The organism is Novosphingobium sp. (assembly GCF_025351285.1).
Taxonomy (GTDB): domain Bacteria; phylum Pseudomonadota; class Alphaproteobacteria; order Sphingomonadales; family Sphingomonadaceae; genus Novosphingobium.
Window position 1 is genome coordinate 11,363 of record NZ_JANXWG010000082.1, and the last position, 25,441, is coordinate 36,803.

General features: G+C 66.6%; 26 protein-coding genes and 1 tRNA gene. 25 read left to right on the forward strand and 2 right to left on the reverse strand.

What is annotated here, in order from left to right; translation table 11 throughout:
- The first annotated feature begins 69 nt into the window (after positions 1-69).
- The 23 genes from Q0R16_RS09700 to Q0R16_RS09810 all read left to right on the forward strand — a co-directional run bounded on the left by Q0R16_RS09700 (position 70) and on the right by Q0R16_RS09810 (position 22,263).
- Positions 70-1,455, forward strand: a complete 1,386-nt coding sequence (locus tag Q0R16_RS09700; RefSeq protein WP_295635659.1) for a sigma 54-interacting transcriptional regulator — start codon at positions 70-72, stop codon at positions 1,453-1,455.
- Positions 1,452-1,823 (forward strand): flagellar hook-basal body complex protein FliE, encoded by a 372-nt coding sequence (gene fliE / locus Q0R16_RS09705; protein WP_295635661.1) that lies wholly within the window; start codon positions 1,452-1,454, stop codon positions 1,821-1,823. Before Q0R16_RS09700 ends, fliE begins: the two co-directional genes overlap by 4 nt.
- A gap of 3 nt (positions 1,824-1,826) precedes the next feature.
- Entirely contained in the window at positions 1,827-3,515 is a 1,689-nt protein-coding gene (gene fliF / locus Q0R16_RS09710) for a flagellar basal-body MS-ring/collar protein FliF (protein WP_295635663.1), read from the forward strand.
- On the forward strand, positions 3,512-4,522 hold the full coding sequence (locus Q0R16_RS09715) for a flagellar motor switch protein FliG (protein ID WP_295635665.1): 1,011 nt from the start codon (positions 3,512-3,514) through the stop codon (positions 4,520-4,522). The genes fliF and Q0R16_RS09715 overlap by 4 nt, the downstream gene beginning before the upstream one ends.
- Positions 4,515-5,150, forward strand: coding sequence for a FliH/SctL family protein (locus tag Q0R16_RS09720; protein WP_295635667.1), 636 nt, complete (start codon positions 4,515-4,517; stop codon positions 5,148-5,150). The genes Q0R16_RS09715 and Q0R16_RS09720 overlap by 8 nt, the downstream gene beginning before the upstream one ends.
- The gene (locus tag Q0R16_RS09725) at positions 5,144-6,454 is read left to right on the forward strand and encodes a FliI/YscN family ATPase (protein ID WP_295635669.1); all 1,311 of its coding nucleotides are present in this window, start codon (positions 5,144-5,146) and stop codon (positions 6,452-6,454) included. The genes Q0R16_RS09720 and Q0R16_RS09725 overlap by 7 nt, the downstream gene beginning before the upstream one ends.
- A 10-nt stretch (positions 6,455-6,464) precedes the next feature.
- Entirely contained in the window at positions 6,465-6,920 is a 456-nt protein-coding gene (locus Q0R16_RS09730) for a hypothetical protein (protein ID WP_295635671.1), read from the forward strand.
- A gap of 4 nt (positions 6,921-6,924) precedes the next feature.
- Positions 6,925-8,514 carry a hypothetical protein gene (locus tag Q0R16_RS09735; RefSeq protein ID WP_295635672.1) on the forward strand — a complete coding sequence of 530 codons (1,590 nt, stop codon included), beginning with the start codon at positions 6,925-6,927 and terminating at the stop codon, positions 8,512-8,514.
- Between the two features lie 50 nt (positions 8,515-8,564).
- Complete coding sequence (locus Q0R16_RS09740) at positions 8,565-9,167, forward strand: flagellar basal body-associated protein FliL (protein ID WP_295635674.1); 603 nt, start codon at positions 8,565-8,567, stop codon at positions 9,165-9,167.
- Positions 9,168-9,215: 48 nt separating this feature from the next.
- Positions 9,216-10,118 carry a FliM/FliN family flagellar motor switch protein gene (locus Q0R16_RS09745; RefSeq protein WP_295635676.1) on the forward strand — a complete coding sequence of 301 codons (903 nt, stop codon included), beginning with the start codon at positions 9,216-9,218 and terminating at the stop codon, positions 10,116-10,118.
- Positions 10,119-10,142: 24 nt separating this feature from the next.
- On the forward strand, positions 10,143-10,424 hold the full coding sequence (fliN, locus tag Q0R16_RS09750; RefSeq protein ID WP_295635678.1) for a flagellar motor switch protein FliN: 282 nt from the start codon (positions 10,143-10,145) through the stop codon (positions 10,422-10,424).
- Entirely contained in the window at positions 10,424-10,699 is a 276-nt protein-coding gene (locus Q0R16_RS09755) for a flagellar biosynthetic protein FliO (protein ID WP_295635680.1), read from the forward strand. Before fliN ends, Q0R16_RS09755 begins: the two co-directional genes overlap by 1 nt.
- 14 nt (positions 10,700-10,713) lie before the next feature.
- Positions 10,714-11,517 (forward strand): flagellar type III secretion system pore protein FliP, encoded by an 804-nt coding sequence (fliP, locus tag Q0R16_RS09760; RefSeq protein ID WP_295635755.1) that lies wholly within the window; start codon positions 10,714-10,716, stop codon positions 11,515-11,517.
- Positions 11,517-11,795: a flagellar biosynthetic protein FliQ gene (locus tag Q0R16_RS09765; RefSeq protein ID WP_295635756.1), complete on the forward strand. Its 279-nt coding sequence runs from the start codon at positions 11,517-11,519 to the stop codon at positions 11,793-11,795. The genes fliP and Q0R16_RS09765 overlap by 1 nt, the downstream gene beginning before the upstream one ends.
- Entirely contained in the window at positions 11,792-12,574 is a 783-nt protein-coding gene (fliR, locus tag Q0R16_RS09770; RefSeq protein ID WP_295635682.1) for a flagellar biosynthetic protein FliR, read from the forward strand. The genes Q0R16_RS09765 and fliR overlap by 4 nt, the downstream gene beginning before the upstream one ends.
- 3 nt (positions 12,575-12,577) lie before the next feature.
- On the forward strand, positions 12,578-13,741 hold the full coding sequence (locus tag Q0R16_RS09775) for an EscU/YscU/HrcU family type III secretion system export apparatus switch protein (protein ID WP_295635684.1): 1,164 nt from the start codon (positions 12,578-12,580) through the stop codon (positions 13,739-13,741).
- Between the two features lie 30 nt (positions 13,742-13,771).
- On the forward strand, positions 13,772-15,277 hold the full coding sequence (gene fliD, locus Q0R16_RS09780) for a flagellar filament capping protein FliD (protein WP_295635686.1): 1,506 nt from the start codon (positions 13,772-13,774) through the stop codon (positions 15,275-15,277).
- The gene (locus tag Q0R16_RS09785; RefSeq protein WP_295635688.1) at positions 15,277-15,654 is read left to right on the forward strand and encodes a flagellar protein FliS; all 378 of its coding nucleotides are present in this window, start codon (positions 15,277-15,279) and stop codon (positions 15,652-15,654) included. The genes fliD and Q0R16_RS09785 overlap by 1 nt, the downstream gene beginning before the upstream one ends.
- A gap of 205 nt (positions 15,655-15,859) precedes the next feature.
- The gene (locus tag Q0R16_RS09790; protein ID WP_295635690.1) at positions 15,860-16,594 is read left to right on the forward strand and encodes a ParA family protein; all 735 of its coding nucleotides are present in this window, start codon (positions 15,860-15,862) and stop codon (positions 16,592-16,594) included.
- Positions 16,595-16,705: 111 nt separating this feature from the next.
- Entirely contained in the window at positions 16,706-17,578 is an 873-nt protein-coding gene (locus Q0R16_RS09795) for a ParA family protein (RefSeq protein ID WP_295635692.1), read from the forward strand.
- A gap of 122 nt (positions 17,579-17,700) precedes the next feature.
- Complete coding sequence (locus Q0R16_RS09800) at positions 17,701-19,899, forward strand: RNA degradosome polyphosphate kinase (protein WP_295635694.1); 2,199 nt, start codon at positions 17,701-17,703, stop codon at positions 19,897-19,899.
- A gap of 116 nt (positions 19,900-20,015) precedes the next feature.
- On the forward strand, positions 20,016-21,530 hold the full coding sequence (locus Q0R16_RS09805; protein WP_295635696.1) for a Ppx/GppA family phosphatase: 1,515 nt from the start codon (positions 20,016-20,018) through the stop codon (positions 21,528-21,530).
- A 64-nt stretch (positions 21,531-21,594) separates the two neighbouring features.
- Entirely contained in the window at positions 21,595-22,263 is a 669-nt protein-coding gene (locus Q0R16_RS09810; RefSeq protein WP_295635698.1) for a glutathione S-transferase family protein, read from the forward strand.
- Positions 22,264-22,272: 9 nt separating this feature from the next.
- On the opposite strand, the gene Q0R16_RS09815 is transcribed toward Q0R16_RS09810, so the two are convergent.
- A complete protein-coding gene (locus Q0R16_RS09815; protein WP_295635700.1) occupies positions 22,273-23,238 on the reverse strand; it encodes a complex I NDUFA9 subunit family protein in 966 nt (321 codons plus the stop codon).
- A gap of 243 nt (positions 23,239-23,481) precedes the next feature.
- On the opposite strand from Q0R16_RS09815, the gene Q0R16_RS09820 reads away from it, so the two are divergent.
- Together Q0R16_RS09820 and Q0R16_RS09825 are read left to right on the forward strand one after the other, a co-directional pair.
- Positions 23,482-23,568, forward strand: a tRNA-Leu gene (locus Q0R16_RS09820).
- Between the two features lie 158 nt (positions 23,569-23,726).
- Positions 23,727-24,965 carry an integrase arm-type DNA-binding domain-containing protein gene (locus Q0R16_RS09825; RefSeq protein ID WP_295635703.1) on the forward strand — a complete coding sequence of 413 codons (1,239 nt, stop codon included), beginning with the start codon at positions 23,727-23,729 and terminating at the stop codon, positions 24,963-24,965.
- Here Q0R16_RS09825 and Q0R16_RS09830 read toward each other — a convergent pair.
- Positions 24,943-25,167: a helix-turn-helix domain-containing protein gene (locus Q0R16_RS09830; RefSeq protein WP_295635705.1), complete on the reverse strand. Its 225-nt coding sequence runs from the start codon at positions 25,165-25,167 to the stop codon at positions 24,943-24,945. The two genes, Q0R16_RS09825 and Q0R16_RS09830, sit on opposite strands and share 23 nt — an antisense overlap.
- Between the last annotated feature and the right edge of the window lie 274 nt (positions 25,168-25,441).

Below are 25,441 nucleotides of genomic sequence, written 5' to 3' on the forward strand. Positions count from 1 at the left end.
TTTACGCGCGAAATTGAACCCCGGCGAAACGGTTAAGGAACCGGGCTTTTCGCGAGGGGGATTACGGGCATGAATGGAGTTGGAGACGCGCTGTTGTTCAGCGATCGGGCGGCGGAAAAGCACATGCCGCTGCTGCGCCGGGCGGCCGCGGTGCTGGGCAACCTGGGTAGCGGTGCTGCGGGCGAAGCGCCGGTGGCGCTGATCGACGCCAGCGAACCTGCCGCCGGCGCACCCTTGGCGGGCAGCACTTCGCGGACTGCAAGCCGCACGACGATCCGGCTCGAACGTCGCGCTGCTCCGGCCCTGATCCGCGAAAACCGCGTGGGCCGCGTGGGCCGCGACGCAACGTTTACGCTGCACTATACCGATTCCGAAAGCCCGGCGACGCAAGCCGCGCTGATCGCCGCGACGCGCCGCCCCGGCAGCCCTGTCGCCGCCGATCCCGAAACGCTGTCGGTGCTGGCGCTGGCCGAACGCATCGCGCAAAGCGACATCCCGGTGCTGATCGCCGGGCCGACCGGTACCGGCAAGGAAGTGCTCAGCCGCTTCATCCATGAACACTCGCCGCGTGCGACCGGGCCGTTCATCGGCGTGAATTGCGCGGCCATGCCCGAAACGATGCTCGAAGCGCTGCTGTTCGGGCACCAGAAGGGTGCGTTCACCGGCGCCAATGCCGCTGCCGAAGGTTTCTTCCGCGCGGCCGACGGCGGCACGCTGCTGCTCGACGAAATCGCCGAGATGCCGCTGTCGCTCCAGGCCAAGCTGCTGCGCGTGTTGCAGGAAGGCGAAGTTGTGCCGCTGGGCGCAACCCGGCCGATCAAGGTAGACGTACGCGTGATCGCCTGCGTCAACCGCGACTTGCCACTGGAAGTCGACGAAGGCCGCTTCCGCGCCGATCTCTATTACCGGCTCAACGTGTTCCCATTGACGCTGACCGCGCTGTGCGAACGCCGCGCCGATATCGCGCCGCTCGCGTTCGCGATGCTGCTGCGGCATTCACCGGAAGGCGCCGCAGTGCCGTGGCTGGGTGACCACGCGCTGGCACTGCTGGCCGCGCACCCCTGGCCGGGCAACGTGCGCGAGCTGGAAAACGTGATCCGCCGCGCGCTGTTGCTGGCAGGCGTCGCGCCCGAGATCGGGCCCGAGCACATTTCGTTCGACCGCCCGATCCGCCCGATCGAAAGCCCACGACCGCTCGAACTGCGGCAAGGCAACAGCGAACCGACCGCGCTTGGCCTGAGTGATGCCAGCGCCAACTTGTCGAACATCGTGCAGATCTCGGAAACGCGCGCGATCCTCGCCACGCTCGAACGCTGCGGGGGCAGCCGGGTGGCCGCAGCGCGCGAACTCGGCATATCCGAACGCACGCTGCGCTATCGCCTCGCCAGCTTTCGTGAGGCCGGCATCACCGTCGGCGGAGGCCGACAAGCTGATATAATTGGCGGCCGGCGATGAGTGGGATCGGGGGGATAGGCGGGGGCGCGGGTGGCATCCAGCAGATCATCGCGCTGCGCCAGCAGATCATCGATCGATCACAACTGCTCCAAAACCTCCACGCGCCCGATGCGACAGCGCAGGTCAGTGCCCCGACAACCGGGTCGACCGGCGGGTTCACCGGCGCGCTGAAGTCCGCACTCGATGGCGTCCAGTCCACGCAGGCGAAGGCCGAAACGCTCACCGACGGCTACGAAAAGGGCCAGGTGATGGATGTCGCCAAGGTCATGCTGGCCCGCCAGGAAGCCGGCGTTGCGTTCGAAGCCACGCTGCAAGTCCGCAACAAGCTGATCTCCGCCTACCAGGACATCATGAGGATGGGCGTTTAAGCCATGGCCGATCTCGTGCCCCTTTCCGCAGAACCGTCCGCTGGCTTTGGGCGCGACTCGATCCTTACCCCGCTGACCGATCCGGCGGGCGGTTCCGCGCTCAGCCGCCTGCGCAGCTTTGCCGGCCAGCCGCCGGTGAGGAAGGCGCTGCCGTGGTTCGCGCTCACCGCCGGGTTGGGCGGCGCGGCGCTGATGTGGCAGGCTTTGGCGCCGCAATCGCAGCGGATGCTGTATTCCACGCTGTCCGATGGCGAACGCGCGACCGTGGCCGGCGCGCTCGACAAGGCCTCGATCAAATATCACATCGACAACGGCACCGGCGCAATCACCGTGGGCGAAGATGACCTTTACAAGGCACGGATGCTGGTGGCGTCCGACGGCGCGCTGGCGCAGCCCGAAACCGGGCAACAGATGCTCGACAAGCTGCCGATGGGCGCCTCGCGCGGGCTGGAAGGCGAACGCATGCTGGCCGCGCGCGAACGCGAGATGGAACTGACGATCAAGCAGATCGACGGCGTCGAATCGGTGCGCGTCCACCTGGCCGAACAGGAAAAATCGGTGTTCGTGCGCGACAACACGCCCCCCACCGCCTCGGTCATGGTCAAGCTCGCCAGCGGGCGTTCACTCGCCGAAAGCCAGGTCCAGGCGATCGTGAACCTCGTCGCCGGATCGGTGCCGGGGATGACGCCCGACGCGGTCAAGGTGGTCGACCAGCACGGCCGGCTGCTCTCGGCGCACGGCGGTGCCGATGCCGAGCGTTTCGAATTGCAAGGCCGTATGGAAGACAAGCTGCGCCGGCAGGTGTCGCAATTGCTGGCGCCGATGGTCGGCGAAGGCAATTTCAGCTCCCAGATCCAGGTCGAGCTCGACATGGACCAGCAGACCTCGGCGCGCGAAAGCTACGACAAGAACGGCGTGGTGCGCAGCGAGATCACTTCGCAATCGCAGAATTCGGGCACCAGCGGCGCGGTCGGCGTGCCGGGCGTGTTGTCCAACACCCCGCCCCCACCCACCGCAGCGCAACCGGGCGCGCCGCAGGGGACGCCATCTCCGGCGGCCTCCGCCAGCCCCGCGCCGCAATCGGGCGAGAGCGCATCGACCAAGACGTACGAGCTCGGCCGCGAGGTTGCGGTCAGCACCGCCACCCCGGGCAAGCTCAAGCGGCTATCGGTCGCGGTCGGGCTGTCGGACGCCGCGTTCAAGAAGGCCAAGCCTGCCGATATCGACCAGATCAAGCAACTGGTCAGCGCCGCGGTCGGCGCCAATCCGCAGCGCGGCGACGTCGTCACCGTGGTGGTGCGCAAGTTCGAGCCGGACGTGACCGTGCCGGTGCCATTCTACGAAGCGCCGTGGTTTGCGATGGTGGTGCGCAACGCGGTCGCGCTGATTGCGGTGCTGATGTTCATGCTGATGGGCGTGCGTCCGCTGGTCAAGGCGCTCAAGCGCGATGCCGCGCCCGCAGCCGCCGTGAACGACAAGGATGACGACGACGCCGCAGCCGAAGTCGATCTCGCCGCCGAAGTCGTGGCCGCCAATCCGGTCAATCCCGAGACCGGCCAGATCGACGAAAACCTGCTCCAGCGCCAGATCGGCCTGGCCCAGCAACTCGCGCACGAACGCCCCGAAAGCGCGGTCATCGCGCTGCGCCAATTGCTCAAGCAGGGCGAAAACGCCGAAGCGAAAACGGCATGACCGCGCTGTCCGAAATAGCAGGGCCCGACCGCGCCGCGGTGATGGTGATGATCCTGGAAGATGCCCAGGCCAGCCGCCTGCTGGCGCAGCTTGAGCCCGACGAATTGCGCCTGCTGGGCGAACGCATGGTGGCGCTGGGCGAAATCGGCCCATCCTCGATCGTCGATGCCATCGCCGGCTTCGTCGAGCATGCCGATACACAAGGGCTGACCGATCACGGCCGGTTCGAACGCGTGTCCAACCTGATGATCGGCGCGCTGGGCGAACTCAAGGCCGACAACCTGATGAAACGGATCGCCCCCGAAGGCCCACCCAAGGTTTCGCCGATCGAAATCGCGCGCTGGCTCAACGCCGATGTGCTGGTGCCGCTGATCCGCGACGAACCACCACAAGCGATCGCGGTGTTGTTGGTGCAGCTCAACCCCGATGTCGCCGCGCAAGTGCTTCATGCCTTGCCCGATACCATCCAGAGCGCGGTGGTGCACCGCGTGGCGACGCTCGGCCCCGTCTCGGCCGAAGCGATCGCAATGCTCGAAGCCGTACTGGCGCAGCGGATCGGTGAACGCCACGGCGCCGCGCCGCTGGAATTGGGTGGCGTGCAGGAAGCCGCCGCGATCCTCAACGCTTCGGCACGCACGGTCGAAAAACGCGTGATGCCCGAGATCGCCAAGCTCGACAAAGCGCTGGCGCGCACGATCGAGGGCGAGATGTTCAAGTTCGAGCATCTGTTCGCGCTCGACGACAAGGCGATGGGCGCGCTGCTGCGCGAGGTGGAAAGCGAACGCCTGATCGCCGCGCTCAAGGGCATCGGCGAAGACCAGCGCGAGCTGTTCTTCCGCGCCATGTCGAGCCGCGCCGCCGACGGCTTGCGCGACGAAATCGCGCAGCTTGGCCGGATGAAGATGGCCGAAGTAATCGAAGCGCAGAAGGCCATCGTCACCGTCGCGCGCCGGCTCGCGGCCGAAGGCGTGATCGTGTTCGGCGCGGGCGACGACGATTATGTCTGACACTTTGGTGGCCACTGTCGGTCTGGAAGTCGGCCCAGTTCGTGCTTCACTGGCAATGCTGGGCCGCGCACCCGGCGGCTTTCTGGGCGATGCGCGCTTTGCCTCGAAACGGGCCGCGCCGCCACCGGCCCCAGCCGCCGAAATGCACGCCGACGTGCCCGACCCGATCGTGGCAGCGCACGCTGCGGGTTACGACCAGGGCATTGCCGAGGCCCGCGCCGAAGCCGAAGCCGAACGTATCGCGCGCGAGGATGCCTGGGGCGCGCTGACCATCGCCGCCGCCCGGCTAGATGCCGAACAGACGCGCGCTCTGGCCGATCGGCTGCGCGAAACCGTCATGGCGCTGTGCGAAACCGCGCTGGGAGGTGCCGCGCTCGATCCCGCCGCGCTGGCCCGGCGGGTCGAGTCCGCCGCTGCCATGCTGGCGCGCGCCGATGACGATCGTGTGATCCGGCTTCATCCAGACGATCTGGAACTGGTCCAGCCGCGCCTGCCGGCCGATTGGGCAATGACACCCGACCCGTTGCTCCCGCGCGGAAGCTTGCGCATCGAGGGACGCCATGGCGGGGTCGAGGACGGCCCCGAGCAATGGCACGCCGCGCTGGTCGAGGCGCTCCGCGAATGTTGAGCACTTTTGACGGCCTGCTCGATGGTATGTCGGTGGTGCAACCCGATTTCACCCCCGCTCGATACGGCTTGCTCACCGCTTGCGACGGCGGTCTGCTCGAAGTTTCGGGGCTGTCGGTGCCGATCGGGACGATGTGCCGGATCGGCAATCTGGGTGCCGAGGTGATCGGCTTTCGCGGGTCGAACACGCTGATGATGCTGCTTGGCGATCCGGTGCTGCTGCGTCCGGGCGGCAAGGTCCGCACCGAGGGTCGGCCCGGAATGCTGCCCGTCTGCGCAGGGTTCCTCGGCCGCGCGGTCGATGCCGAGGGCAAGCCGATCGACGGCGGCCCGGCGATTTCTGCGCGCGAGGAATGGCCCGCCGGTGGCATCCGCACCGGCGCGCTCGATCGGGCGCCGGTGCGCGAATGTTTCGACGTGGGCGTGCGCGCGCTCAACGCCTTGACCACCTTCGGGGTTGGCCAGCGGATCGGCGTGATGGCCGGATCGGGCGTGGGCAAATCGGTGCTGATCGACATGATCGCGCACGGCGCGCACGCCGAAGTGGTGATCGTCGGCCTGATCGGCGAACGCGCGCGCGAAGTTTCGGATTTCGTCGAAAAGCACATGGTCGGGCCCAAGCGCGCGCGCAGCATAGTGGTGGCTGTGCCCGCCGATCACGCCCCCAACTTGCGCATCCGCGGCGCGTTGCTCGCCACCAGCCTGGCCGAATATTTCCGCAGCCAGGGCAAGCGCGTGCTGCTCATCATGGACAGCCTGACCCGCGTGGCCCACGCCGCGCGAGAAATCGGGCTGCTGCTGGGCGAACCCGGTGCGGCGCGCGGTTATCCACCGTCAGCGCTCGCCACGATCACCAAGCTGGTCGAACGCGCGGGTAAGTCGGCGGCGAGCGGCGGCTCGATCACCGGGCTCTACACCGTACTGGCCGATGGCGACAATCACGACGACCCGGTGGTCGACACCGCGCGCGCGATCCTTGATGGGCATGTCGTGCTCAGCCGCGATCTGGCGCAGCGCGGGCAATATCCGGCGATCGACATTGCCGCCTCGCTCAGCCGCGTGATGAACGACATTGTCGCGCCCGATCACGCCCGGCTGGCGCGCCGGTTCCGCGCGCTGGTGGCGAGCTACGAGGCCAACCGCGATCTCGTGCTGATGGGTGCCTACCGCGCCGGCGCCGACCCCGATCTCGACACTGCGATCGCGATGCACCCCGAATTGGTGCGGTTCATGGGCCAGGATGCGCACGATGTGATCCCGCTCGATGACAGCGTGGCCGCACTACACGCACTGCTTGGCCCATGACCGCTAACACATGACTGAGGACCGCAAGAAACTTGCGCGGCTCCAGCGGCTCGAACGGCTGCGCAGTATCGCGCGCCATCAAGCGTTGACTGAGGCAGGCCGGGCCGAGGGTACTTTGGCGCAACTGACCGCGTTGATGGAACGCACCCAGGCGATGCACGGCCACTATGCCGCGCGCGCCGACGCCGGCGACGGCCATGCGCTGGTTCACCAATACCGCTTCGTCGAAGGGCTTGGCCGCGTCGCCGATGGTACCCGCGCCGATGCCGATCGGGCGCGCACCAACGCCGATGCGCGCAACGCCGAAGCCGCGCAGGCCGAACGACGCCGCGCCGCGGTCGAGGAACGCGCCATCGCCCACCAGCGCACCATGGCGCGCAAGACCGCCGCGCAACCGGTGGGATCGTCGCGCCGGGCGAACACCGAAACGGGATCTGGCCCACCAACTGGCACGCTTCTTGATTAACACGATGCGAACCAAGCCGCTGGAGCCCATGCCGATGATCGCGACAACTGCCCTTCTGTCCCCGGCACCCGGCGCTGGCCTGCTTGCGATTGCGGGCGGGATCGGCAATCCGGCGGTGCCTGTCGAGGGACCGGAAACGGCGGGTGCAGGCTCGGGGAGCGCCGATACGGTGTCGTTCAGCGCCCTGCTGGCGGGTTTGCCGAATGCGCAGACGGCCACACCTCAGCCTTCGGAACTTGCTGCAAACCCCGTTGCCGCAAGCCCGGCGGCGCCATCCGGCACTCGGCCGATCGCGCAGTTCTTCGCGGTCATGGCGCGATCGGTTCCCGAGGGAGCGATTGCCGCAACCGGCAGAACTCCGCCGCCAACCGGCAAAGTTCTGCCGCAACCCGGCATCGCCAGCGCAGTCGTGCCGGCCATCGCCTTCCCGGCGGTTGCGAGCTCCGCCAATGATTCAACCGCCGATGCCGCGCCGGCCGACGACTCCACGCCTGCAGACCCGGCTTCAACCGACGTGCCCGCCCCTGCGATCGCGCCAGTTGCCATCGCGAGCCCGCTGATCCTGCCGCAACCGCCTGCACCGGCGACAGACGATCCGAAGCCCACGGCTGTCGCCATTGTGCGTCTGCCCGCGAAAACCCTCGGTTCCGGGCGTGAGGCTGCTGCTGAACCTGCAGCCGAGACCGCCAGGCGCGTGCTGCCAGCGTCGGCCGCAAAGCAGACCGCGGGAGACCCTGCGCCGATCGGTGCGACTGAAATGGTGCGGAACGCACTGGCTGCTCCGCTGACCCGCCTCGCCGCCAACGCGTCGCCACTGCCGGTTGCAGCGACGATGCAGGTAGCCTTGCCGATGAGCGCGGCGCCGGTCGAAGGCAGCGGCGAGCGGCCACCAGCCTTGTTCCAGCAAACTCCGCGCGGCCGCACTGTAACCGTCACCACTGCCGCTGCCGCTGCCGCTGCTGCTGATTCTGACCCTGCCGATCGGCTGGACGCAGCGCCGCGTGAACTTGCACAGGCCGCCCCCACCCTTGCGCCTGCTCCGCTGGTCGCACCATTCATGCACGCGGTTGCAGTGGCGTTCGGCAATCCATCGGAAGCCACGGCAGCGGCATCCGTCTCGCCCGCAGGGCGCGTTGATTTTGCCACGCTGGTCGACACGATCGCCCGCGCCCGCGAACACGCATCGCCTCAGGCTATGACGGCGCCGGTTTCGGTGTCGCTGGCGCATGCCGACTTCGGCCCGGTTGCGCTGCGCTTCCGCCACGAAGGCGATGCGCTGGCGGTAACGATGGCGAGCGCCGACCCCGGCTTTGCTTCAGCCGTTTCGGCAGCCGCGGCCGCCGATGCAAGCGCAAACGCCGGACAAGGACAGCCCGGCAACGGCCAGCAACAATCATCGAGCAGCTTCGGCAGTTCGACCAGTCAAGGGTCTGCGCAAACCGGTTCAGGCCAGGCTGGCCAAGGTCAAGCCGGCCAGAACCAGGCCGATCAACGCCAGCCCGATCCACGTCAGCCGGGTGGGAACCGACCGCTGCCGCGCACAGCTTCACAGGCCGCCAACCGCGACGGCCCCGATCCGGACATCTTCGCCTGATCGGCGCCGCCGCGACAGGCCACACGCATAGCTTCCAGGGGGATTGATCGATGAGCGCCGACAAGAAGGAAAAGGACAAGGACGCCAAGCCCAGGAAGGGCAAGGGCATGATCCTGGTGGTGATGGGCCTTCTGGTGATGATCGGCGGCGGTGCCGGCACGGCGTTCGCGCTGGTCAAGATCGGCGTGATCGGCGGGGTCAAGGAATCGAAGCACGAGGCCGACGTGCCCAAGCTGCTGAAAAAGGGCGAGGAAGACCCTTACGCGCCCAAGGGTGGTGAAGGCGGCAAGGAAGAAGCCAAGGGCACCGAAGTCGAGGGCGAAGGCGGCAGCGCATACCGCACCGCCTATTACACCTTCACCGACGAATTCACCTCGAACTTGCGCGATTCGCCGTCGCTCGTGCAGATGAGCATTGCCTGTTCCACGCACCGCGACGGGCGCGTGCTGATGTGGCTGAAGAAGCACGAACTGGCGATCCGTTCAGCGATCCTGGTGGTGCTGGCCGATACGCCCGACACCGATGCGCACACCGCGCAAGGCAAGGACCACCTGCAGGAGCGGCTGACCGTGGCGATCAACAAGGTCCTGACCGAGGAAGAAGGCTTCGGCGGGGTCGACCAGGTCTATTTCCGCAGCTTCCTGGTCCAGTGATCCTCGGCGCACGAAACTTCAGACCGTAGCAAGGGCAAGTACCGTCCCATGAAACCTCAACGTGGCTTCGTTGCCGAGCGCGCGCTGGCACAGCACAGCGCGGCGTTGCTGCGCCCGGGCCCTGGCGCCACCGAACTGATCGGCGGGCTGGAGCGCGTCGGGCAGCGCATCGCCAAGGCCTTGCCGGGTGCGCTGGCGCCGCTGATCGGCGATGTCCGGCTCGAGATCCCGCGCGCCACCCCTCAGAAAACCACGTTCGGTGACTACGAACTCGCTTCGGCACCGCTTGCCGCCAATTGCCTGCTCGGCGCCGGGGTGAGCAGCGCGCCGTTCCTCGTGGTGATCGACGCCGCGGCGGTCTTTGCTCTGGTCGACCGCGCGTTCGGTGGTGCCGGGCTGCCGCCGGAGACTTTGCCGCGCGCCTTTCCGCTCGCTGCGGAATTGGCGATCGAGCGGCTCGAAGCGCTGCTGGGTGGCGCGATCGCAAGCGCGCTGGGCGGCCAGGCCGAAGCGATCCGCCCTTTGCGCCGCGATGGCGAACTGGCCCAGCTTGCACCATTCGCCGGCGATACGCCACTGGCGGTGATGTCGCTCAAGATCGAGGAGGCCACCCGCGCCACCTGGACGATCGACCTCGCCTTTCCGCTGACCACGCTCGAAATGCTGTTCGGCGCAAATGCAAACGGGGGCGACCAGCCGGCCCCGCGCCCGCGCAGCGCCCCGCGCGCGCCCGATCCGCAGGCCGAACCGTTCGCGTCGATGCCGTTGCTGCTTTCGGCGGTGCTGGTCGACATGGCGCTGCCGCTGTCCGCGCTGTCGCAGCTCGAACTCGGGCAAGTGCTGCCGGTCTCGGTGGCGCGGCGGGTGCCGCTGCGCATCGGCGACGTGACCGTGGCGCACGGCAGCGTGGGCGCTTCGGACGAACGCGTCGCTATCCAGATTCTTTCCTAGTCAAACAAACAAGGCATTGATTTCATGACCATTCCCATGCGCGGTTTCGACCTGATCAAGGACGTCGATGTCCGGCTGACCGTAGAGCTCGGCCGCACCAGGATGACGCTGCAGGACGTGCTTTCGCTCGCCGAGGAAAGCGTCGTCATGCTCGACCGGCTGACCGACGAACTGCTCGACGTGATGGTCAACGGCAAGCTGATCGCGCGCGGCGAAGTGGTGGCCGAGGGCACGCGGTTCGGCTTGCGCATCGTCGAGCTGGTGGGCGGGACTTCGGCCTCCACTGTCCCGGTTGGGGGCCTGTAATGCTCTGGTACATCCTCAAGCTGCTGGTCATGCTGCCGCTGATTGCGGCGCTGGTGTGGGGCAGCCTCAAGCTGGCGCGCGGCGCGCAGGATCGCTTTGCCGCCAAGCAAGGCCCGCGTTCGGTGCGGGTTATTGAAACACAGATGATGTCGCCTACGCTCAAGCTGGCGGTAATCGAATTCCACGGCCGCGAGATCCTGGTTTCGGTCTCGCGCGGCGGGATTGCCCGGCTGGCCGAGGCGCCGGCACGGCAGCAAGCGGAGGGCGCGGCGTGATCCGCCGGATCCTGATGCTGCTCGCGCTGTTTGCAGCGACGCCCGTGCTTGCTCAGGCCGTGCCGGTCCAGCCGGTAGCCACCTCCGTCGCAGCCCCGACCGCCGCCGCCCCAGCCGCCGTACCCGGCGCGCTCGATCGCGCATTCGGCGAGATCAAGGGCAATCAGGCCGGTAATGGTTCAGGGGGCGGCAGCTTGTCGCTGTCGCTGCAATTGTTGCTGGTCATGGGGCTGCTCACGCTGCTGCCCGGGCTGATCCTGATGATGACCAGCTTCACGCGCATTCTCGTGGTGCTGTCGATCCTGCGGCAGGCATTGGGCCTCCAGCAATCGCCGCCCAACCAGGTGCTGATCGGGCTGTCGCTGTTCCTGTCGCTGTTCGTGATGGCGCCAACGCTCGACAAGGTGAACCAGACCGCGATCGCGCCCTATTCGGCGGGCATGATCAACGCCGAAACCGCGCTGGCCAACGGCGCGCACGAATTCCACGGCTTCATGATCCGCCAGACCCGCGAGCATGACCTGTCGATGTTCGCGACGATGGCCAAGGCGCCGAAGTTCGGCAATTCGGCCGATGTGCCGTTCTCGATCCTGCTGCCGGCCTTCGTCACCAGCGAGTTGAAAACGGCGTTCCAAATCGGCTTCATGCTGTTCCTGCCGTTCCTGGTGATCGACCTGGTGGTCTCGTCGGTGCTGATGAGCCTGGGCATGATGATGATGAGCCCGACGATCGTGTCGCTGCCGTTCAAGCTGCTGCTGTTCGTGCTGGTCGACGGCTGGGCGCTGCTGATGGGCAGTCTTGCGGCGAGCTTCGCGTGATGGGGCCGGACGAAACCTCCGCCATGCTGGCGCTGGCCGACCGGATGCTGTGGGTGACGATGCTCGTTGCCGCTCCGGTGCTGCTCGCCAGCCTCGCGGTCGGGCTGGTGGTCGGCGTGATCCAGGCGGCCACGTCGGTGAACGAACAGACGCTGACTTTCGTGCCCAAGTTGGCCGTCACCGCGCTGGTGCTGGTTGTGCTCGGCGGCGCCATGCTCACGCTGATCGGCGATTTCACCCGCGACATATTCACCACCATCGCCACGATTTCTCGATGAACGGTCTCGACTTCGGTTTCGGCCACCTTGAGGCCGAATTCTGGCGGCTGGTGTTCGCAATGACGCGGATCGGCGCGGCCATGGTTGCGGCGCCGCTGTTCGGCGCGGCAGGCGTGTCGGCTCAAGCGCGGGTGATCGTGGCGGGCGCCATCGCGGTCATGGTCTGCGCGTGGACGCCCATCGCCGCGCCGGTGCAACTGCTGTCGCTCGCCGGTCTGATGGCGACCTTGCAAGAGGTGCTGATCGGGCTGGTGCTGGGCTTCGTGCTGCAACTGTCGTTCGCCGCGCCCACGATCGCGGCCGAGATCATCGGCGGCGGCATGGGCATGAACATGGCCGCTTCGATCGATCCGCAAAGCGGCACGCAATCGCCCGCGCTCGGCCATTTCTTCGCGGTGGTGCTGACGGTGGTGTTCCTGGGGCTGAACGCGCACCTGGGCTGGATTGCGCTGATTTTGCGGAGTTACGAGACCTTTCCGCCCGGCGGGCACTGGTTCGGGCCCGACCGCATCCACGCGCTGCTGGGCTTCGGCACGACGATGTTCGCCACCGCCATCGCCATCGCGCTGCCGGTCACGCTGATCCTGCTGCTGGTGCAAGTCGCGACCGCGGTGATCGGCCGATCGGCGCCCAGCCTCAACCTGTTCTCGCTCGGGCTGCCGGCGGGTGTGCTGGCGGGCCTGGCCGCACTGATCGCCGCCGCGCCGCTGGTGGCGGACCGGTCGAGCGAACTCAGCCTCACTGCGATCGACCAGGTCGCAACGCTGATCGGTCCCTGAACCATGTCAGAGGACGCCGGCGAGAAAACCTTCGCACCAAGCGCCAAGCGCAAGCGCGATGCCGCGCAAAAGGGCGACGTCGTCCGATCGAAGGAACTGACCACCGCGGTCACCGTGCTGATCGGCGCGGCGTGGCTGCGCTTTGCCGGGCCGTGGGTGTTCGGCAAGCTGGCCGCCAGCGTGCGCAGCGGTTTCGTGTGGGACCACGCCACGATCGAGAGCTTTTCGCCGCAGCAACTGCTGCTCACCGCGCTGATTGCTGCGATGCCGCCGGTGCTGGTGCTGGGCGGGGGCGTGATGGTTTCGGCGGTCGCACTCCAGTTAACGCTGGGCGAAGGACGCTGGGTGCCGGGCAATCTTGCGCCCAAGGCGTCGCGGCTCAACCCCCTGGCCGGATTGAGCAAAGTGTTCGGGACGCAAGGCTGGATCGAACTGGGCAAAGGCCTGCTCAAGCTCGCGCTGCTGGGCTCGATGCTTTACCTCTGGGCGAAGCCACGGCTGACTACGATGGTCGGCCTGGGCACCGGCACGCTCTCGGCCGAACTGGCCATGGCTTGGGACATGCTGACCTCGCTGGCGTTCACGATGGCCGCCGGGCTGATGGCGATCGCGATGTTCGACGTGCCGGTCCAGCTCGTGCGGCGTTTCATGCGGCTGCGCATGAGCCGGCAGGAAATGCGCGACGAAGGCAAGGAATCCGAAGGCTCGCCCGAAACCAAGCAGGCGCAGCGCAACCGCGCGCGCCAGCTTTCGCGCGGCGGCGTCCAGCGCGCGATGCAGGAAGCACAGTTCCTCATCACCAACCCATCGCACTTCGCGGTGGCGCTATCCTACGATCCCGAGAAGGCGCCCGCGCCGGTGGTGCTGGCCAAGGGACGCGGCGACAAGGCGCTGGCGATGCGCGACCTGGCCGCCGAACTGGGTCTGCCGACGCTGGAAATCCCGCCGCTGGCGCGCTCGGTCTATTTCACCACGCGCGAAAACCAGATGATCCGCGAGGAGTTGTACGCCGCGGTCGCCTCGGTGCTGGCGTTCGTGCTGTCGCTCAAGCGCGGCGATGCGCCGCCGATGCCCCAAGTGGACGTGCCGCAGACGTTGCGCTTCGATGCCGAAGGCAAGCCCGAAGATCGCGCACTTCTGCGACCAGCCGTTGAAAACAGGGCTTAACCCGATGCCGCTGCTGTCGTTCTTCGTCTCATGGTAACGTCCACCTCCTCCACCGGCTCGACCGCAACCACGCAGACTGTCGCGGACTCGGCCAGCATCGGTTCGGCGCTGGCAACGGCGCTCGGTGGCGGAACCGGCATCGACATGACGCAACTGGCAGGCAACCTGGCGACTGCGGAATTCGCCGGCCGGCTGGTGCGGCTCGACAACCAGAACACCAGGCTCACCACGCAGATCTCGCAAGCCACCCAGCTCAAAAGCGACCTGCTCACGCTGGCCAGCTCGCTCGGCAGCGTGGTGCGCACCGGCAGCTTGTCGGCGCAGCCGTCGGTCGCCAACAGCGCGGTTGCCAGCGCCAGCCTGCCCCCGGGCAGTTCGGGCGTGAGCGGCAGCTACAGCCTGGAAGTGACCAGGCTGGCCAGCCCGCAAGTGCTCAATTCGCAAGCCTTTGCCGCACCCACCACGCTGGCCGGGTCGGGCTCGCTCACCATCAACTTCGGCACGATTGCGGGCACGGCGTTCACCCCCGATGCAGCCCACGCACCGGTCACGGTCTCGATCGCTGCCGGCGCCACGCTGTCCGATGTCGCCAGTGCGATCAATGGCTCGGGCGCCGGGATCACCGCTTACGTCGCCACCAGCGGCGATGGTGCGCATCTCGTGCTCAAGGGCCAGCAGGGCGCAGCCAGCGGCTTTACGCTGAGCGCCACCGAAATCGCCGGCGATCCGGGCCTGGCCAAACTTGCCTTCGATCCAGCCACCGCGGCGGCTGCAGTTGCTGCCGGCACACCCACGGCCACAATCGCCGCCAGCGCCAGCGATGCGGCCTACAAGCTCGACGGGGTGAGCCGCACCGCCACCAGCAACACCATTCCCAGCGCCGCGCCCGGGATCTCGCTCAACCTGACCGGCACAAACCCCGGCGCGCCGACGCAGATCACCTTCAGCGATCCCACCACGCAGATCGCCGCATCGATGCAGGACATGACCAATGCGCTGAACGTGCTGGTCGGCGAATTGAACACCGATCTCGATCCGGCCTCGGGCGGGCTTTCGGCGGACAGCGGCGCGCGCGCGCTGCGCCGCCAGTTGGCTGGCCTGGCCGGCACCAGGATCATGCCCAATGCGGCGGCGGGTGCGCCTTCGACGCTGTCCGACCTGGGGCTGTCGGTCAACAAGGACGGCACCTTCAAGCTGGACACGACGAGGCTCAACGCCACGCTCAAGTCCAATCCGCAAGACGTGGCAGCCATGTTCACGACCGGGCTCTACGGAGTTTACGGCACGCTCGACGGCATATCGCGCAACCTCACTTCGGCCAGCGATCCGGGTTCATTGTCGGGCTCGATCGCCCGCTACACCGGCTTGCAGACCAAACTGGGGACGCAGCGCACCACGCTGACCACCCAGCAGGACAAATTGCGCACCCGGCTGGTAACTCAGTTTGCGCATTCCAATTCGATCGTCGCCAACTCCAAGTCGACACTCACTTACCTCCAGAACCAGGCAACGTCCTGGAGCAACAGGACAAACTGATGCTGCGCCCCCGCGACCCCTGCGAAACCTATCGCCGCATCGATTTCGAGGCGCGCGTTTCGGGTTCCGACCCGCTCCAACTCGTCGACGTGTGCTTCGAACAGCTATGCGGATCGCTCGATCGCGCCCTGTTCGCCGCCGATCGTGGTGACAATGCGATGAAAAGCGCGGCGCTGACCCGCGCAGTGGCGGCGCTGACCGCGCTGCAACTGGGGGTGAGCCCCGAAGGCCCGACCGGGCTTGCGCTGATCCAGCTTTACGGCGCGGCCCGGCGTTCGGTGCTCGACAGCGCGGTGCGGTTCGACGGCGCAACGCTGCGGCAGATCCGCGCCGACTTCGAGGAAATCCGTGGCGCGATGCGTGGCACTGCCCACTGAAAGCCTTTGTCGAAATTCGCGAAATAGCGAATTTCGAAGCCTGTGCCGTCCCGCTCCCCCGGCCCTACCACCCACAGGGTACACTCAATGGGTGGTAGGGCCGGGGGAGCGGGACGGCACAGGCTATCCGGAACGCAGTTCCGGATCAGGCACACGAAATCTGCAACGCACTTGCATCGTGTGGGTGCGTGGCTAGGCTCGAACCATGGCGGTGATTGCAGTCTACAGCGTGAAAGGCGGCGTCGGCAAGTCGACGCTGTCGGCGGCGCTCGCCTGGAATTCGGCGATGGTGTCGCGGCGGCAGACGCTGTTGTGGGATCTCGATGTCCAGGGCGCCGCGGCCTTCCTCACCGGGATTGATCCGCCGCTCGCCACCCGCGCCGCTTCGATCTTCACGCGCGAACTCGCGCCCGAAGAGCTGATCCAGCCGACCGCTTACGACAAGCTGGACCTGCTGCCGGCCGACGACAGCCTGCGCAGCCTCGATTCGATTTTCGAGCGCATCGGCAAGCGCCGCCGGCTGGCGCGGCTGACCGAGGAACTGGCGCGGCGCTATGAACGGATCGTGCTCGATTGCCCGCCCGTGCTGAACGAGCTTTCGGCGCAAGTGATCCGCGCCGCCGCGCTGATCATCGTGCCGTTGCCGCCGTCCCCGCTGGCGCGCCGTGCGCTTGATGCGATCCGCGCCGAACTGGTCCGTTCGCACAAGACTCACCCGCCGATCCTGCCGGTGTTCTCGATGGTGGATCGGCGCCGGCGGCTGCACCGCGCTGCGCTTGAGGAAATGCCCGACTGGCCGGTGATCCCGATGGCCAGCCGGATCGAGCAGATGGCCGAACGCCGCGAACCGGTTGGCGCATTCGCGCCCAATGAGCCGCCAGCCCGCGCGATTGCCACGCTGTGGGCGGCGGTGGAGCGCAAGCTGGCCAGCCCCGGTTAGCGATGGCGGAAGATTCTGTGTTGCGCTGGCACATGGCCGCAGGAATCGATTGCACGAATCGGTAATATAGGGAAGTTTATACCGATAACTCGGGTCGGGGGTCAATCCGCAATGGCGGTAATCGCGGTTTACAGCGTTAAGGGCGGCGTGGGCAAGACGACCATCGCGGTCGATCTGGCCTGGCGCGCGGCGCTGGTATCCAATCATCGCACCTTGCTTTGGGATCTGGATCCGCTGGGCGGCGCCGGCTTCCTGCTGGGTCAGCCCGAACGCCGCGCCGAACGAGCGGCCTCGATCTTTCAGCGTGACGGTCGCCCGCGCGACCTGATTGCACCCACTCAGTATGCCGGACTGTCGCTGCTCCAGGCCGATCCCAGCTTGCGCAGTCTCGCGCTCACGTTTGCGCGGCTTGGCCAGCGGCGGCGGCTGGCCGCCCTTACCATGCAGCTTTCGGCCGAATACGATCGGATCGTGCTGGATTGCCCGCCGGTGCTTAACGAAGTGAGCGAACAGGTGATCGGCGCGGCCGACCTCGTGATCGTGCCTTTGCCGCCGTCACCACTGTCGTTCCGCGCGCTCGAACTGGTGCGCAGCGAGATTGCGCGTCAGCATGGCCGCCATCCGCCGATCCTGCCGGTGCTGTCGATGTATGATGGCCGCCGCACCATCCACCGCGAATTGCGCGCCGGGCAAGCCGCCGGCTGGCCGATCGTCCCGGCGTCAAGCGATGTCGAACGCACCGCGGTGCTCCGCCGTCCGCTGGGCGAGGTTTCACCCACGTGTTCGGCTGCGCGCGCGCTGCAAGGCGTGTGGGATGCAGTCGAAGCCAAGCTCGGCACGCTGAATGGTGCGCCAGCGCCCTGCTCAAACATCCAGCATCCGGCCGCCATCCAGCATCCGGCCGTCATCGAGCATCCGCCCCTTGCGCAGCGCGTACCGGCACGCGTTGTGTCCGCACCTGCCCTGGAATTGCGCGTGGCCTGACCGCGGGCCGGTCACAGGCTAGTCCCAAGCTGGTCATGGGCCAGTCACAGGTCGGTCTTATTGCAGTGCAGCGCTCGTGCGGCTTGCCGTGCAGGGGTCTGCAAGGCTAGCTTGCGCCCGCCATGGCACTCAAATCCCTTTCCCCCTCGCTTGAAATCGCAAACGCCGAACCGACTGCGGACCCGGCCGGCCGCTATTTCAACCGCGAGCTGTCGTGGCTCCAGTTCAACCGCCGGGTGCTGTCCGAAGCCGCCAACCCCGCATACCCGCTGTTCGAGCGGTTGCGCTTCCTGTCGATTTCGGGCGCCAACCTCGATGAATTCTTCATGGTCCGCGTCGCCGGTTTGCGCGGGCAAGTGCTCCAGAAGGTCGAAGACGCCTCGATCGACGGGCTGACCCCTGCCCAGCAACTGCCGCTGATCGCCGCAGAAGCCGATGCGCTGATGGCCGAACAGCAAGCGCTGTGGAGCGAATTGAAACCGCTGCTGGCGCAAGCCGGCGTCCAGGTGATGACGGCGCGCGACATCGACGGCCCGGCCGAGCGGGAACTGGGCAAGTTCTTCCGCGAACAGCTTTTCCCGGTCATCACCCCGCAGGCGCTCGATCCCGCGCACCCGTTTCCGTTCATCCCCAATCTCGGCCTCTCGATGCTGTTCGAGCTCAAACGGCTGAAAGATGGCGAGCCGGTGCGCGAACTGATCATGCTGCCCGCCGCGCTTCCGCGCCTGCACGTGCTCGAGGACGGCGCGCGCTGCGTCAGCCTGGAAGTGGTGCTGCGGCATTTTTCGGGGCGGCTGTTCCCCGGCTATACCGTGCTGGGATCGGCCGCATTCCGCGTGATCCGCGACAGCGACATCGACTTCGAGGAAGAGGCCGAAGATCTCGTCCGCACCTTCCGCAGCGCGATCAAGCGGCGCCGGCGCGGCCGCGTGATCCGGCTGGAAACCGAAACCGCGATCCATCCAGACTTGTCCGCGCTGATCAAGCGCGAACTGGGCGGCGAAGACGCATTCACAGTCAAGACCGACGGGTTCCTGGGCATTACCGACTTGTCGCTGGTGGTCGAGATGGACCGGCCCGACTTGCGCTTCGTGCCTTACGTGCCGCGCTTTCCCGAACGGATAGCCGAACACGATGGCGATTGCTTTGCGGCGATCCGCCAGAAGGACCTCATCGTCCATCACCCTTACGAGAGCTTCGACGTGGTGCTGGCCTACTTGCGCCAGGCCGCCGCCGATCCCGACGTGCTGGCGATCAAGCAGACGCTCTACCGCGCCGGCAAGCAGGGTGCGGTGATCCGGGCGCTGTGCGACGCGGCCGAAGCGGGCAAGTCGGTGACGGCTGTGGTCGAACTGAAGGCGCGTTTCGACGAGGAGCAGAACCTGCATTGGGCGGCGCAGCTCGAACGGTCGGGCGTGCAGGTTGTCTATGGCTTCATCGAGATGAAGACCCACGCCAAGATCAGCCTGGTGGTGCGGCGAGAGGGGAAATTGATCCGCACTTATTGCCACTTCGGCACGGGCAACTACCACCCCGTCACCGCGCGGATATACACCGACTTGTCGTTCTTCACCGCCGATCCCGCTATCGGGCGCGATGCCGCCGAAGTGCTCAACTACATCACCGGCTACCTCGAACCGAGCGACCTTGAGCAGATGGTGATCAGCCCGCTGACCCTCAAGCCCAAGCTGTTCGAACTGATCGACCGTGAAATCGCCAACGCGCGCGAGGGGCTGCCATCGGGCATCTGGGCCAAGATGAACTCGCTGTCCGACCGCAGCGCGATCGACAAGTTGTACGAAGCGAGCGCCGCCGGCGTGCCGATCGTGCTGGTGGTGCGCGGGGTGTGCTGCCTGCGAGCGGGCGTGCCGGGGCTGTCCGAAACGATCACGGTCAAGTCGGTGATCGGCCGGTTCCTGGAACACAGCCGCATCTGGGCCTTCGCCAACGGCGCGCCGCTGCCCAGCGCGGGGGCCGACTTGTACATTTCCTCGGCCGACTGGATGAACCGCAATTTCGAACGCCGGGTGGAATATGCGCTGCCCTTGCGCAACGCCACGGTCCACGCGCAAGTGCTCGAACAGGTCATGCTCGCCAACCTGCTCGACGACGAACAGAGCTGGCTGATGCAGCGCGACGGCAGCTACCAGCGCATCGTACCGGGCTCGCAGCCGTTCAACCTGCACCGCTACTTCATGACCAATCCGTCGCTGTCGGGGCGCGGTGCATCGCTGGAGGAAGACGCCGCGGTGCCGACCTTGTCGCTGACCCCGCTATCGGCCGCACACCTGCCGCATCCGGTGGTTCCCGACCCGCACTGATTATTTTTGCCCGATTTTGAGGGGCAGCCGCGCTTGCTGGCATTGCACGCGCTCCCTAAACAGCCGTCGATGTTCAAATCCAATCTGCCTCCAGGTGACCTGACCGGATCGGCCCGATGATGTCGGATCGCCGCGCGATCATCGATATCGGTTCGAATTCGATCCGCCTGGTCGTGTTCGGCGGAGCGCCGCGCGCGCCGGTGGTGCTGTACAACGAAAAGATCATGGCCGGCCTCGGGCGCGGCGTAGTCCAGGGCGGCCGGCTCGATCCGGCGACGGCAGCCATTGCGCTGGCCGGGCTGCAACGCTTTTCCGCGCTGCTCGATGGCATGGATCTCGCCTCGTTGCGCGTGGTGGCAACCGCCGCGGTGCGCGAGGCGGCCGATGGCGAAGCGTTCATCGAAGCGGTGCGCGCGCTCGGGCTCCCCGCCGAGATCCTCTCGGGCGAGGACGAGGCGGTCGGTTCGGGCCAGGGCGTGCTGGCGGCCATGCCGGGTGCCGACGGGCTGGTGGCCGACATGGGAGGGGGCAGCCTAGAACTGGTGCGCGTGGCGGGCGATGCGGTGCTGCAACGCACCTCGCTGCGGCTGGGCACGATGCGCGTCGCCGAAATCCGCGCAAGCGGCCACGGCAAGTTGCGCCGCCATGTCCAGACCGTGCTCGGCAAGCTGGCCTGGCTCGACAATTGCGCGGGGAGGCCACTCTATCTGGTGGGTGGCGCATGGCGCGCGCTGGCGCGGGTGCATATGCAGCAGACCGGGGCGCCGCTGTCGGTGCTCGGCAATTACGCCATTCCACCCGAGGACGCGCGCGCGCTGTACGATTCGGTGCGCGCGATGGACCGCTTGGCGTTGAAGGCGCTGCCGGGAATCAAGTCGGCGCGGATCGCGCATATCGACGATGGCGCCGGGCTGCTTTCGGCGCTGGTCGAAGCCTTGCGGCCCAGCGCGCTGGTGATTTCGGCGCAGGGCCTGCGCGAAGGCCTGCTCCACCAGGCGCTCCCGCCCGAACAGCGCGCGCGCGATCCGCTGATCGAAGGCGTCCGCTTCGTGACCGCCAACCAGCAGCAGTTTCCCGGCTATGCCGAAGCGCTCGATGCGTGGCTGGGCGGGTTGTTCGGCACAGAGGCGCCGACATTGGCGCGGTTGCGGCTTTCGGCCTGCCTGCTGCGCGGCACCGGCTGGAGCAGCAACCCCGATTTCCGCGCGCTCGGCGCCGAAGAATTGGCGCTGCATGGCAACTGGACCGGCGCCAGCCCCGCCGACCGGGCGATCATGGCGGCATCGCTGCTGGTGGCGATGGGAGGAATTGGGGGCGGAACCGAACAACCCGCGTTGTTGACGCAATTGGCTGGGGAGGACGATCTGCGCCGTGCGCGCGGCTGGGGCTATGCGATGCGGCTGGCGCAGCGCATTTCGGGCGGAGCGCCGGCTTTGCTGTTGCGCACCGCCATCCGCGCCGAGGGTGGCCAACTTGTGCTGGAACTGCCGCGCGACCTACATGCGCTGGTAGACACGACGCTCGAACGGCGGCTGACAGGACTGGCCAATGCGTTCGAGCTGGCCGCGCCACGGATCGATCTGGTTTCATCGCCCCCAGATTCGTCTCCCACAGTTAATTCGATGGCCTGACGCGCGCACGGCTGGACAGCGGCCACCCCGCCTTGTCATGGGTAATCCCCAATGGAGACCTGCGATGTGGACGCTTTACCAGTTCCCGCTTTGCCCGTTCAGCCGCAAGGTGCGCCTGTTGCTGGGCGAAAAAGGCGTGGGCTACGATCTGGTTCGCGAAAACCCGTGGGAACGGCGCGATGAATTCCTCCAGCTCAACCCCGCCGGCCACACCCCGGTGCTGCGCAATGAAGACCGCGACATCACGCTCGTCGACAGCCGCGCGATCTGCGAATATTTCGAGGAAACCGTCGACAAGTCGCAGATGATCATCGGCACAGCCGCCAACCGCGCCGAAATCCGCCGGTTGGTCGCCCTGTTCGACGAGAACTTCTTCGACGACGTGACCGCGCCACTGCTCAACGAAAAGATGCACAAGCGGCTCACCCGCCAGCCGCCCGACAGCAAGGCGCTGCGCGAGGCGATGCGACTGGCCGACGCGCACCTCGATTACCTCGATTACCTGATCGATCGCCGCCCGTGGCTGGCGGGCGCAACGATGAGCCTGGCCGACCTGACCGCGGCCGCGCAAATCTCGGTGGCCGATTACCTGGGCGGGATCGACTGGTCGCACCACGAACAAGCTGCAAGCTGGTATGCGGTGTTCAAGAGCCGCCCGAGCTTCCGCCCGCTGCTGTCCGAACGGATGGAAGGCGTCGCTCCACCCAGTCACTATGCCGACGTGAACGCCTGATTATTCGCCTCAGACCGGGCGGATCTCGCTGCCGAAGCGACCGTGCTTGCGATAGCGCACCATCCAGCGATCGAGGAACAGCCCCAGCGGGCGCGGCGTCACGCCCAGCGCCTCGATCCCCGGGACCGCGCCCGTTGCCACGTTACCGGGCTGTAGCAGCGCCCACTGGTCACGGCTCAACGGCGCACCCGGCAGCCAGCCGGTGAGCGTGGCGAACGCACTTGAAGCCGCATCGGGCAGTTCGATCAGCAGCGGAGACCGCCCTTGCGCGCGCGCAATCCGGTGGTGCAGATCGGCCATATCGATCGCTTCGGGTCCGGCCAGCTCGTAAGTCTTGTCCGCATGCGCCAGCGGGTAGGCCAACGCATTGCCGATCGCTTCGGCGGCGTCGTCGACGAACAGCGGCTGCAACTTTGCATGCGGCGCGAACACCGGCAGCACCGGCAGCATCGATACCAGGCCGGCGATAAGGTTCACGAACTTGTCGTCCTCGCCGAACAGCACCGATGGCTGCACGATCGTGGCTGCGGGGAATGCGGCGCGCACCGCGGCCTCGCCCTCGGCCTTGGTGCGCGCATAGGCGACTCTGGACGCCGCATCGGCCCCCAGCGCCGAAACATGAACGAACGCCGCTACGCCTGCAACGCGCGCGGCTTCGGCAATGCCGCCCGCACCCTTGCCCTGCAAGCCGTCGAGGTTGCCCGCAAACGCACCGACCAGGTTTACCACCGCATCCGCCCCGGCCAGCGCCGGCGCCAGCGATTCGGGTTTCAGCACATCAACTCGCCCGAACTGCACCTGCCCCAGGTTGCCCAGCGGGCGTACCGTGTAAGCCTTTTCGGGATACCGGCTGCACACCCGCAACCGCGCCCCGCGCGCCAGCAATTCCTGCGCGAGATGCCGCCCGAAAAAACCGCTACCGCCGATCAGCGCAATCAATTTGCCGTCGAGGTCGCGTGCCCTGCCGCTTGTCATGTACATGCGTCCCATTGCAAGCCGCCCTCTGCCCGCAACGGTCAGGAAACGGCCGAAAAACTCATTCGGTCCCTTGGCACAAACGGCGCCCCGGTTTCAACGGCCATCAGGTGCAATGCGCATTTCCCCGCGCCCGATGCAAAGAAGCGTGCCCTTGCGCCACGATGCGCCATTGACAACCAGACACCACGACCGCTATCGGCCCGGTCCTACCCGGCGCGGCCATCACGGCGCGCGCCCCGTGCCCAGATGGCGGAATTGGTAGACGCACCAGCTTCAGGTGCTGGCGCTCGCAAGGGCGTGGAGGTTCGAGTCCTCTTCTGGGCACCATCGCTTCCTCCGGACATGTCCATAAATGTCCGGAGAAGTCCCCAAAATCAAAGGTTTTTGACGGTAGGAGCGTCCACCCGCATCCGGTCAAATTCGTTGCAATTGACGGTATCCGACGGTATTTTTGACGGTATCGAAACCGACAAGAAGGTGGCCTCATGCTTACCGATCTGGCCGTCCGAAAGGCAGTTGCACGCGATAGGCCCTACAAGCTTTCTGACGGGGGCGGGTTATACCTGCTGGTCACAAAGGCCGGTCAGCGATGCTGGCGCGTCGATTATCGCTTCGGCGAAAAGCGGGCCACCGCAGCCCTTGGGGTCTATCCCACCGTTTCGCTGGCCGAGGCGCGAGCCAAGCGGCTGGAAATCAAGAAGCAGATTGCCGATGGCATGAATCCGTCGGCCAAGCGCAAGATCGACAAGATCACCGGACCGCTGGCCAACGTGAACAGCTTTCAGGCCGTGGCCGAGGAATGGCTCGACAAAGCCCGCCGCGAAGGCCGCGCCGAAGTCACCTTGGGCAAGCTGAAATGGCTGCTGGAGTTCGCCCACCCCATCATCGGCGCGCGCAAGATTGGTGAGATCAAAGCGCCCGAATTGCTGGCGGTCCTGCGCGCGGTTGAGAAGCGCGGCCACTATGAGACAGCGCGACGGCTGCGCAGCACCTGCGGGCAGGTCTTCCGTTATGCCATCGCCACCGGGCGCGCTGACCGTGATATTTCGGCAGACCTGCGCGGCGCAATCACCGTGCCCAAAGTCACGCATCGGGCGGCCATTACCTCCCCGATGGAGGCAGGTGTGCTGCTTCGGGCAATAGACGCCTATTCGGGCTATCCGGTCACCCATGCGGCCCTTCGCCTCGCCCCTCACGTCTTCGTGCGTCCTGGCGAGCTCAGACACGCCGAATGGACCGAATTCGACCTGACCAAGAACGTCTGGACCATCCCCGCCGAGAAAACCAAGATGCGCGTCGCCCACCGCGTGCCGCTGGCCCGGCAGGTGCTCGCCATCCTGGAGGAACTGCGCGAGATCAGCGGCAACCGCCGCTACCTCTTTCCGGCCCAAGGCAAGCGGGATCGTCCCATGTGCGAAAACACGATCAACCTCGCCCTGCGGCGCATGGGGTTTGATAGTAAAACGATGACCGCGCACGGCTTCCGCGCCATGGCCAGCACGTTGCTGAACGAGCAGGGCCATTGGAACCCGGACGCCATCGAACGCCAGCATGGCCATGCCGAGACCGACGACGTCCGCCGGGCTTATGCTCGCGGTGAACATTGGGAGGAACGGCTGGCCATGATGAAAAGCTGGTCCGACTATCTTGATCAGCTCCGATCAGGCGCGAAGATCCTGCAAGGCAGCTTCCGCAAGCCCCCTAGCGCCGCGATTTCTGGATAAGGCGGCGCAGGCTGGCAACGGTGATGAGTGTTGACGCGCCGATCTTGACGACATCGACCTCGCCCGCCGCGATCAGCTCATACAGCTTCGACCGGCCAATTCCTGTCAGCTGCACCGCGACCGGGATACGCACGGTCAACGGCTCCAGAGGCAATTGCGGGGTTTCCGGCATGGTGGCGGTTTTGGATAGGGCGCGGGGCATGAACTTCGCTTTCGTCAGATGGATTTCGTGCGCGCCATTCTGCCCGAAGCGGCGGGATCGCTCTATCGCCGCCTCTGCGCCTGACTACGCCTCGCAGCCCAGCGCAGACAAACAGGCTGCCGGAAAGAGCGGGATAGGTAGGGAGGTTTGCGGCGGGTGTTCCGCTTCCCGGCCAAACTTCATCAAAGCAGGGCATTTCGTGCCCATCGCAGGCAAGCGTTGCTTGGTGGCCTTTAGGTGGCTGCGGAATACCATCGGCGGAATCGGCAAGGCA

What these genes read in the sequence shown, in the direction of transcription:
- Q0R16_RS09790 (WP_295635690.1), top strand. Translation starts at nt 15,860, where the DNA reads ATGGCGGTGATTGCAGTCTACAGCGTGAAAGGCGGCGTCGGCAAGTCG.
- Q0R16_RS09815 (WP_295635700.1), bottom strand. Translation starts at nt 23,238, where the DNA reads ATGACAAGCGGCAGGGCACGCGACCTCGACGGCAAATTGATTGCGCTG.
- fliN (WP_295635678.1), top strand. Translation starts at nt 10,143, where the DNA reads ATGACCATTCCCATGCGCGGTTTCGACCTGATCAAGGACGTCGATGTC.
- Q0R16_RS09745 (WP_295635676.1), top strand. Translation starts at nt 9,216, where the DNA reads ATGAAACCTCAACGTGGCTTCGTTGCCGAGCGCGCGCTGGCACAGCAC.
- Q0R16_RS09765 (WP_295635756.1), top strand. Translation starts at nt 11,517, where the DNA reads ATGGGGCCGGACGAAACCTCCGCCATGCTGGCGCTGGCCGACCGGATG.
- Q0R16_RS09810 (WP_295635698.1), top strand. Translation starts at nt 21,595, where the DNA reads ATGTGGACGCTTTACCAGTTCCCGCTTTGCCCGTTCAGCCGCAAGGTG.
- Q0R16_RS09795 (WP_295635692.1), top strand. Translation starts at nt 16,706, where the DNA reads ATGGCGGTAATCGCGGTTTACAGCGTTAAGGGCGGCGTGGGCAAGACG.
- fliE (WP_295635661.1), top strand. Translation starts at nt 1,452, where the DNA reads ATGAGTGGGATCGGGGGGATAGGCGGGGGCGCGGGTGGCATCCAGCAG.
- Q0R16_RS09800 (WP_295635694.1), top strand. Translation starts at nt 17,701, where the DNA reads ATGGCACTCAAATCCCTTTCCCCCTCGCTTGAAATCGCAAACGCCGAA.
- Q0R16_RS09830 (WP_295635705.1), bottom strand. Translation starts at nt 25,167, where the DNA reads ATGCCCCGCGCCCTATCCAAAACCGCCACCATGCCGGAAACCCCGCAA.
- Q0R16_RS09805 (WP_295635696.1), top strand. Translation starts at nt 20,016, where the DNA reads ATGATGTCGGATCGCCGCGCGATCATCGATATCGGTTCGAATTCGATC.
- fliP (WP_295635755.1), top strand. Translation starts at nt 10,714, where the DNA reads ATGCTGCTCGCGCTGTTTGCAGCGACGCCCGTGCTTGCTCAGGCCGTG.
- Q0R16_RS09715 (WP_295635665.1), top strand. Translation starts at nt 3,512, where the DNA reads ATGACCGCGCTGTCCGAAATAGCAGGGCCCGACCGCGCCGCGGTGATG.
- Q0R16_RS09720 (WP_295635667.1), top strand. Translation starts at nt 4,515, where the DNA reads ATGTCTGACACTTTGGTGGCCACTGTCGGTCTGGAAGTCGGCCCAGTT.
- fliD (WP_295635686.1), top strand. Translation starts at nt 13,772, where the DNA reads ATGGTAACGTCCACCTCCTCCACCGGCTCGACCGCAACCACGCAGACT.
- Q0R16_RS09755 (WP_295635680.1), top strand. Translation starts at nt 10,424, where the DNA reads ATGCTCTGGTACATCCTCAAGCTGCTGGTCATGCTGCCGCTGATTGCG.
- fliF (WP_295635663.1), top strand. Translation starts at nt 1,827, where the DNA reads ATGGCCGATCTCGTGCCCCTTTCCGCAGAACCGTCCGCTGGCTTTGGG.
- Q0R16_RS09700 (WP_295635659.1), top strand. Translation starts at nt 70, where the DNA reads ATGAATGGAGTTGGAGACGCGCTGTTGTTCAGCGATCGGGCGGCGGAA.
- Q0R16_RS09740 (WP_295635674.1), top strand. Translation starts at nt 8,565, where the DNA reads ATGAGCGCCGACAAGAAGGAAAAGGACAAGGACGCCAAGCCCAGGAAG.
- Q0R16_RS09785 (WP_295635688.1), top strand. Translation starts at nt 15,277, where the DNA reads ATGCTGCGCCCCCGCGACCCCTGCGAAACCTATCGCCGCATCGATTTC.
- Q0R16_RS09775 (WP_295635684.1), top strand. Translation starts at nt 12,578, where the DNA reads ATGTCAGAGGACGCCGGCGAGAAAACCTTCGCACCAAGCGCCAAGCGC.
- Q0R16_RS09730 (WP_295635671.1), top strand. Translation starts at nt 6,465, where the DNA reads ATGACTGAGGACCGCAAGAAACTTGCGCGGCTCCAGCGGCTCGAACGG.
- fliR (WP_295635682.1), top strand. Translation starts at nt 11,792, where the DNA reads ATGAACGGTCTCGACTTCGGTTTCGGCCACCTTGAGGCCGAATTCTGG.
- Q0R16_RS09725 (WP_295635669.1), top strand. Translation starts at nt 5,144, where the DNA reads ATGTTGAGCACTTTTGACGGCCTGCTCGATGGTATGTCGGTGGTGCAA.
- Q0R16_RS09825 (WP_295635703.1), top strand. Translation starts at nt 23,727, where the DNA reads ATGCTTACCGATCTGGCCGTCCGAAAGGCAGTTGCACGCGATAGGCCC.
- Q0R16_RS09735 (WP_295635672.1), top strand. Translation starts at nt 6,925, where the DNA reads ATGCGAACCAAGCCGCTGGAGCCCATGCCGATGATCGCGACAACTGCC.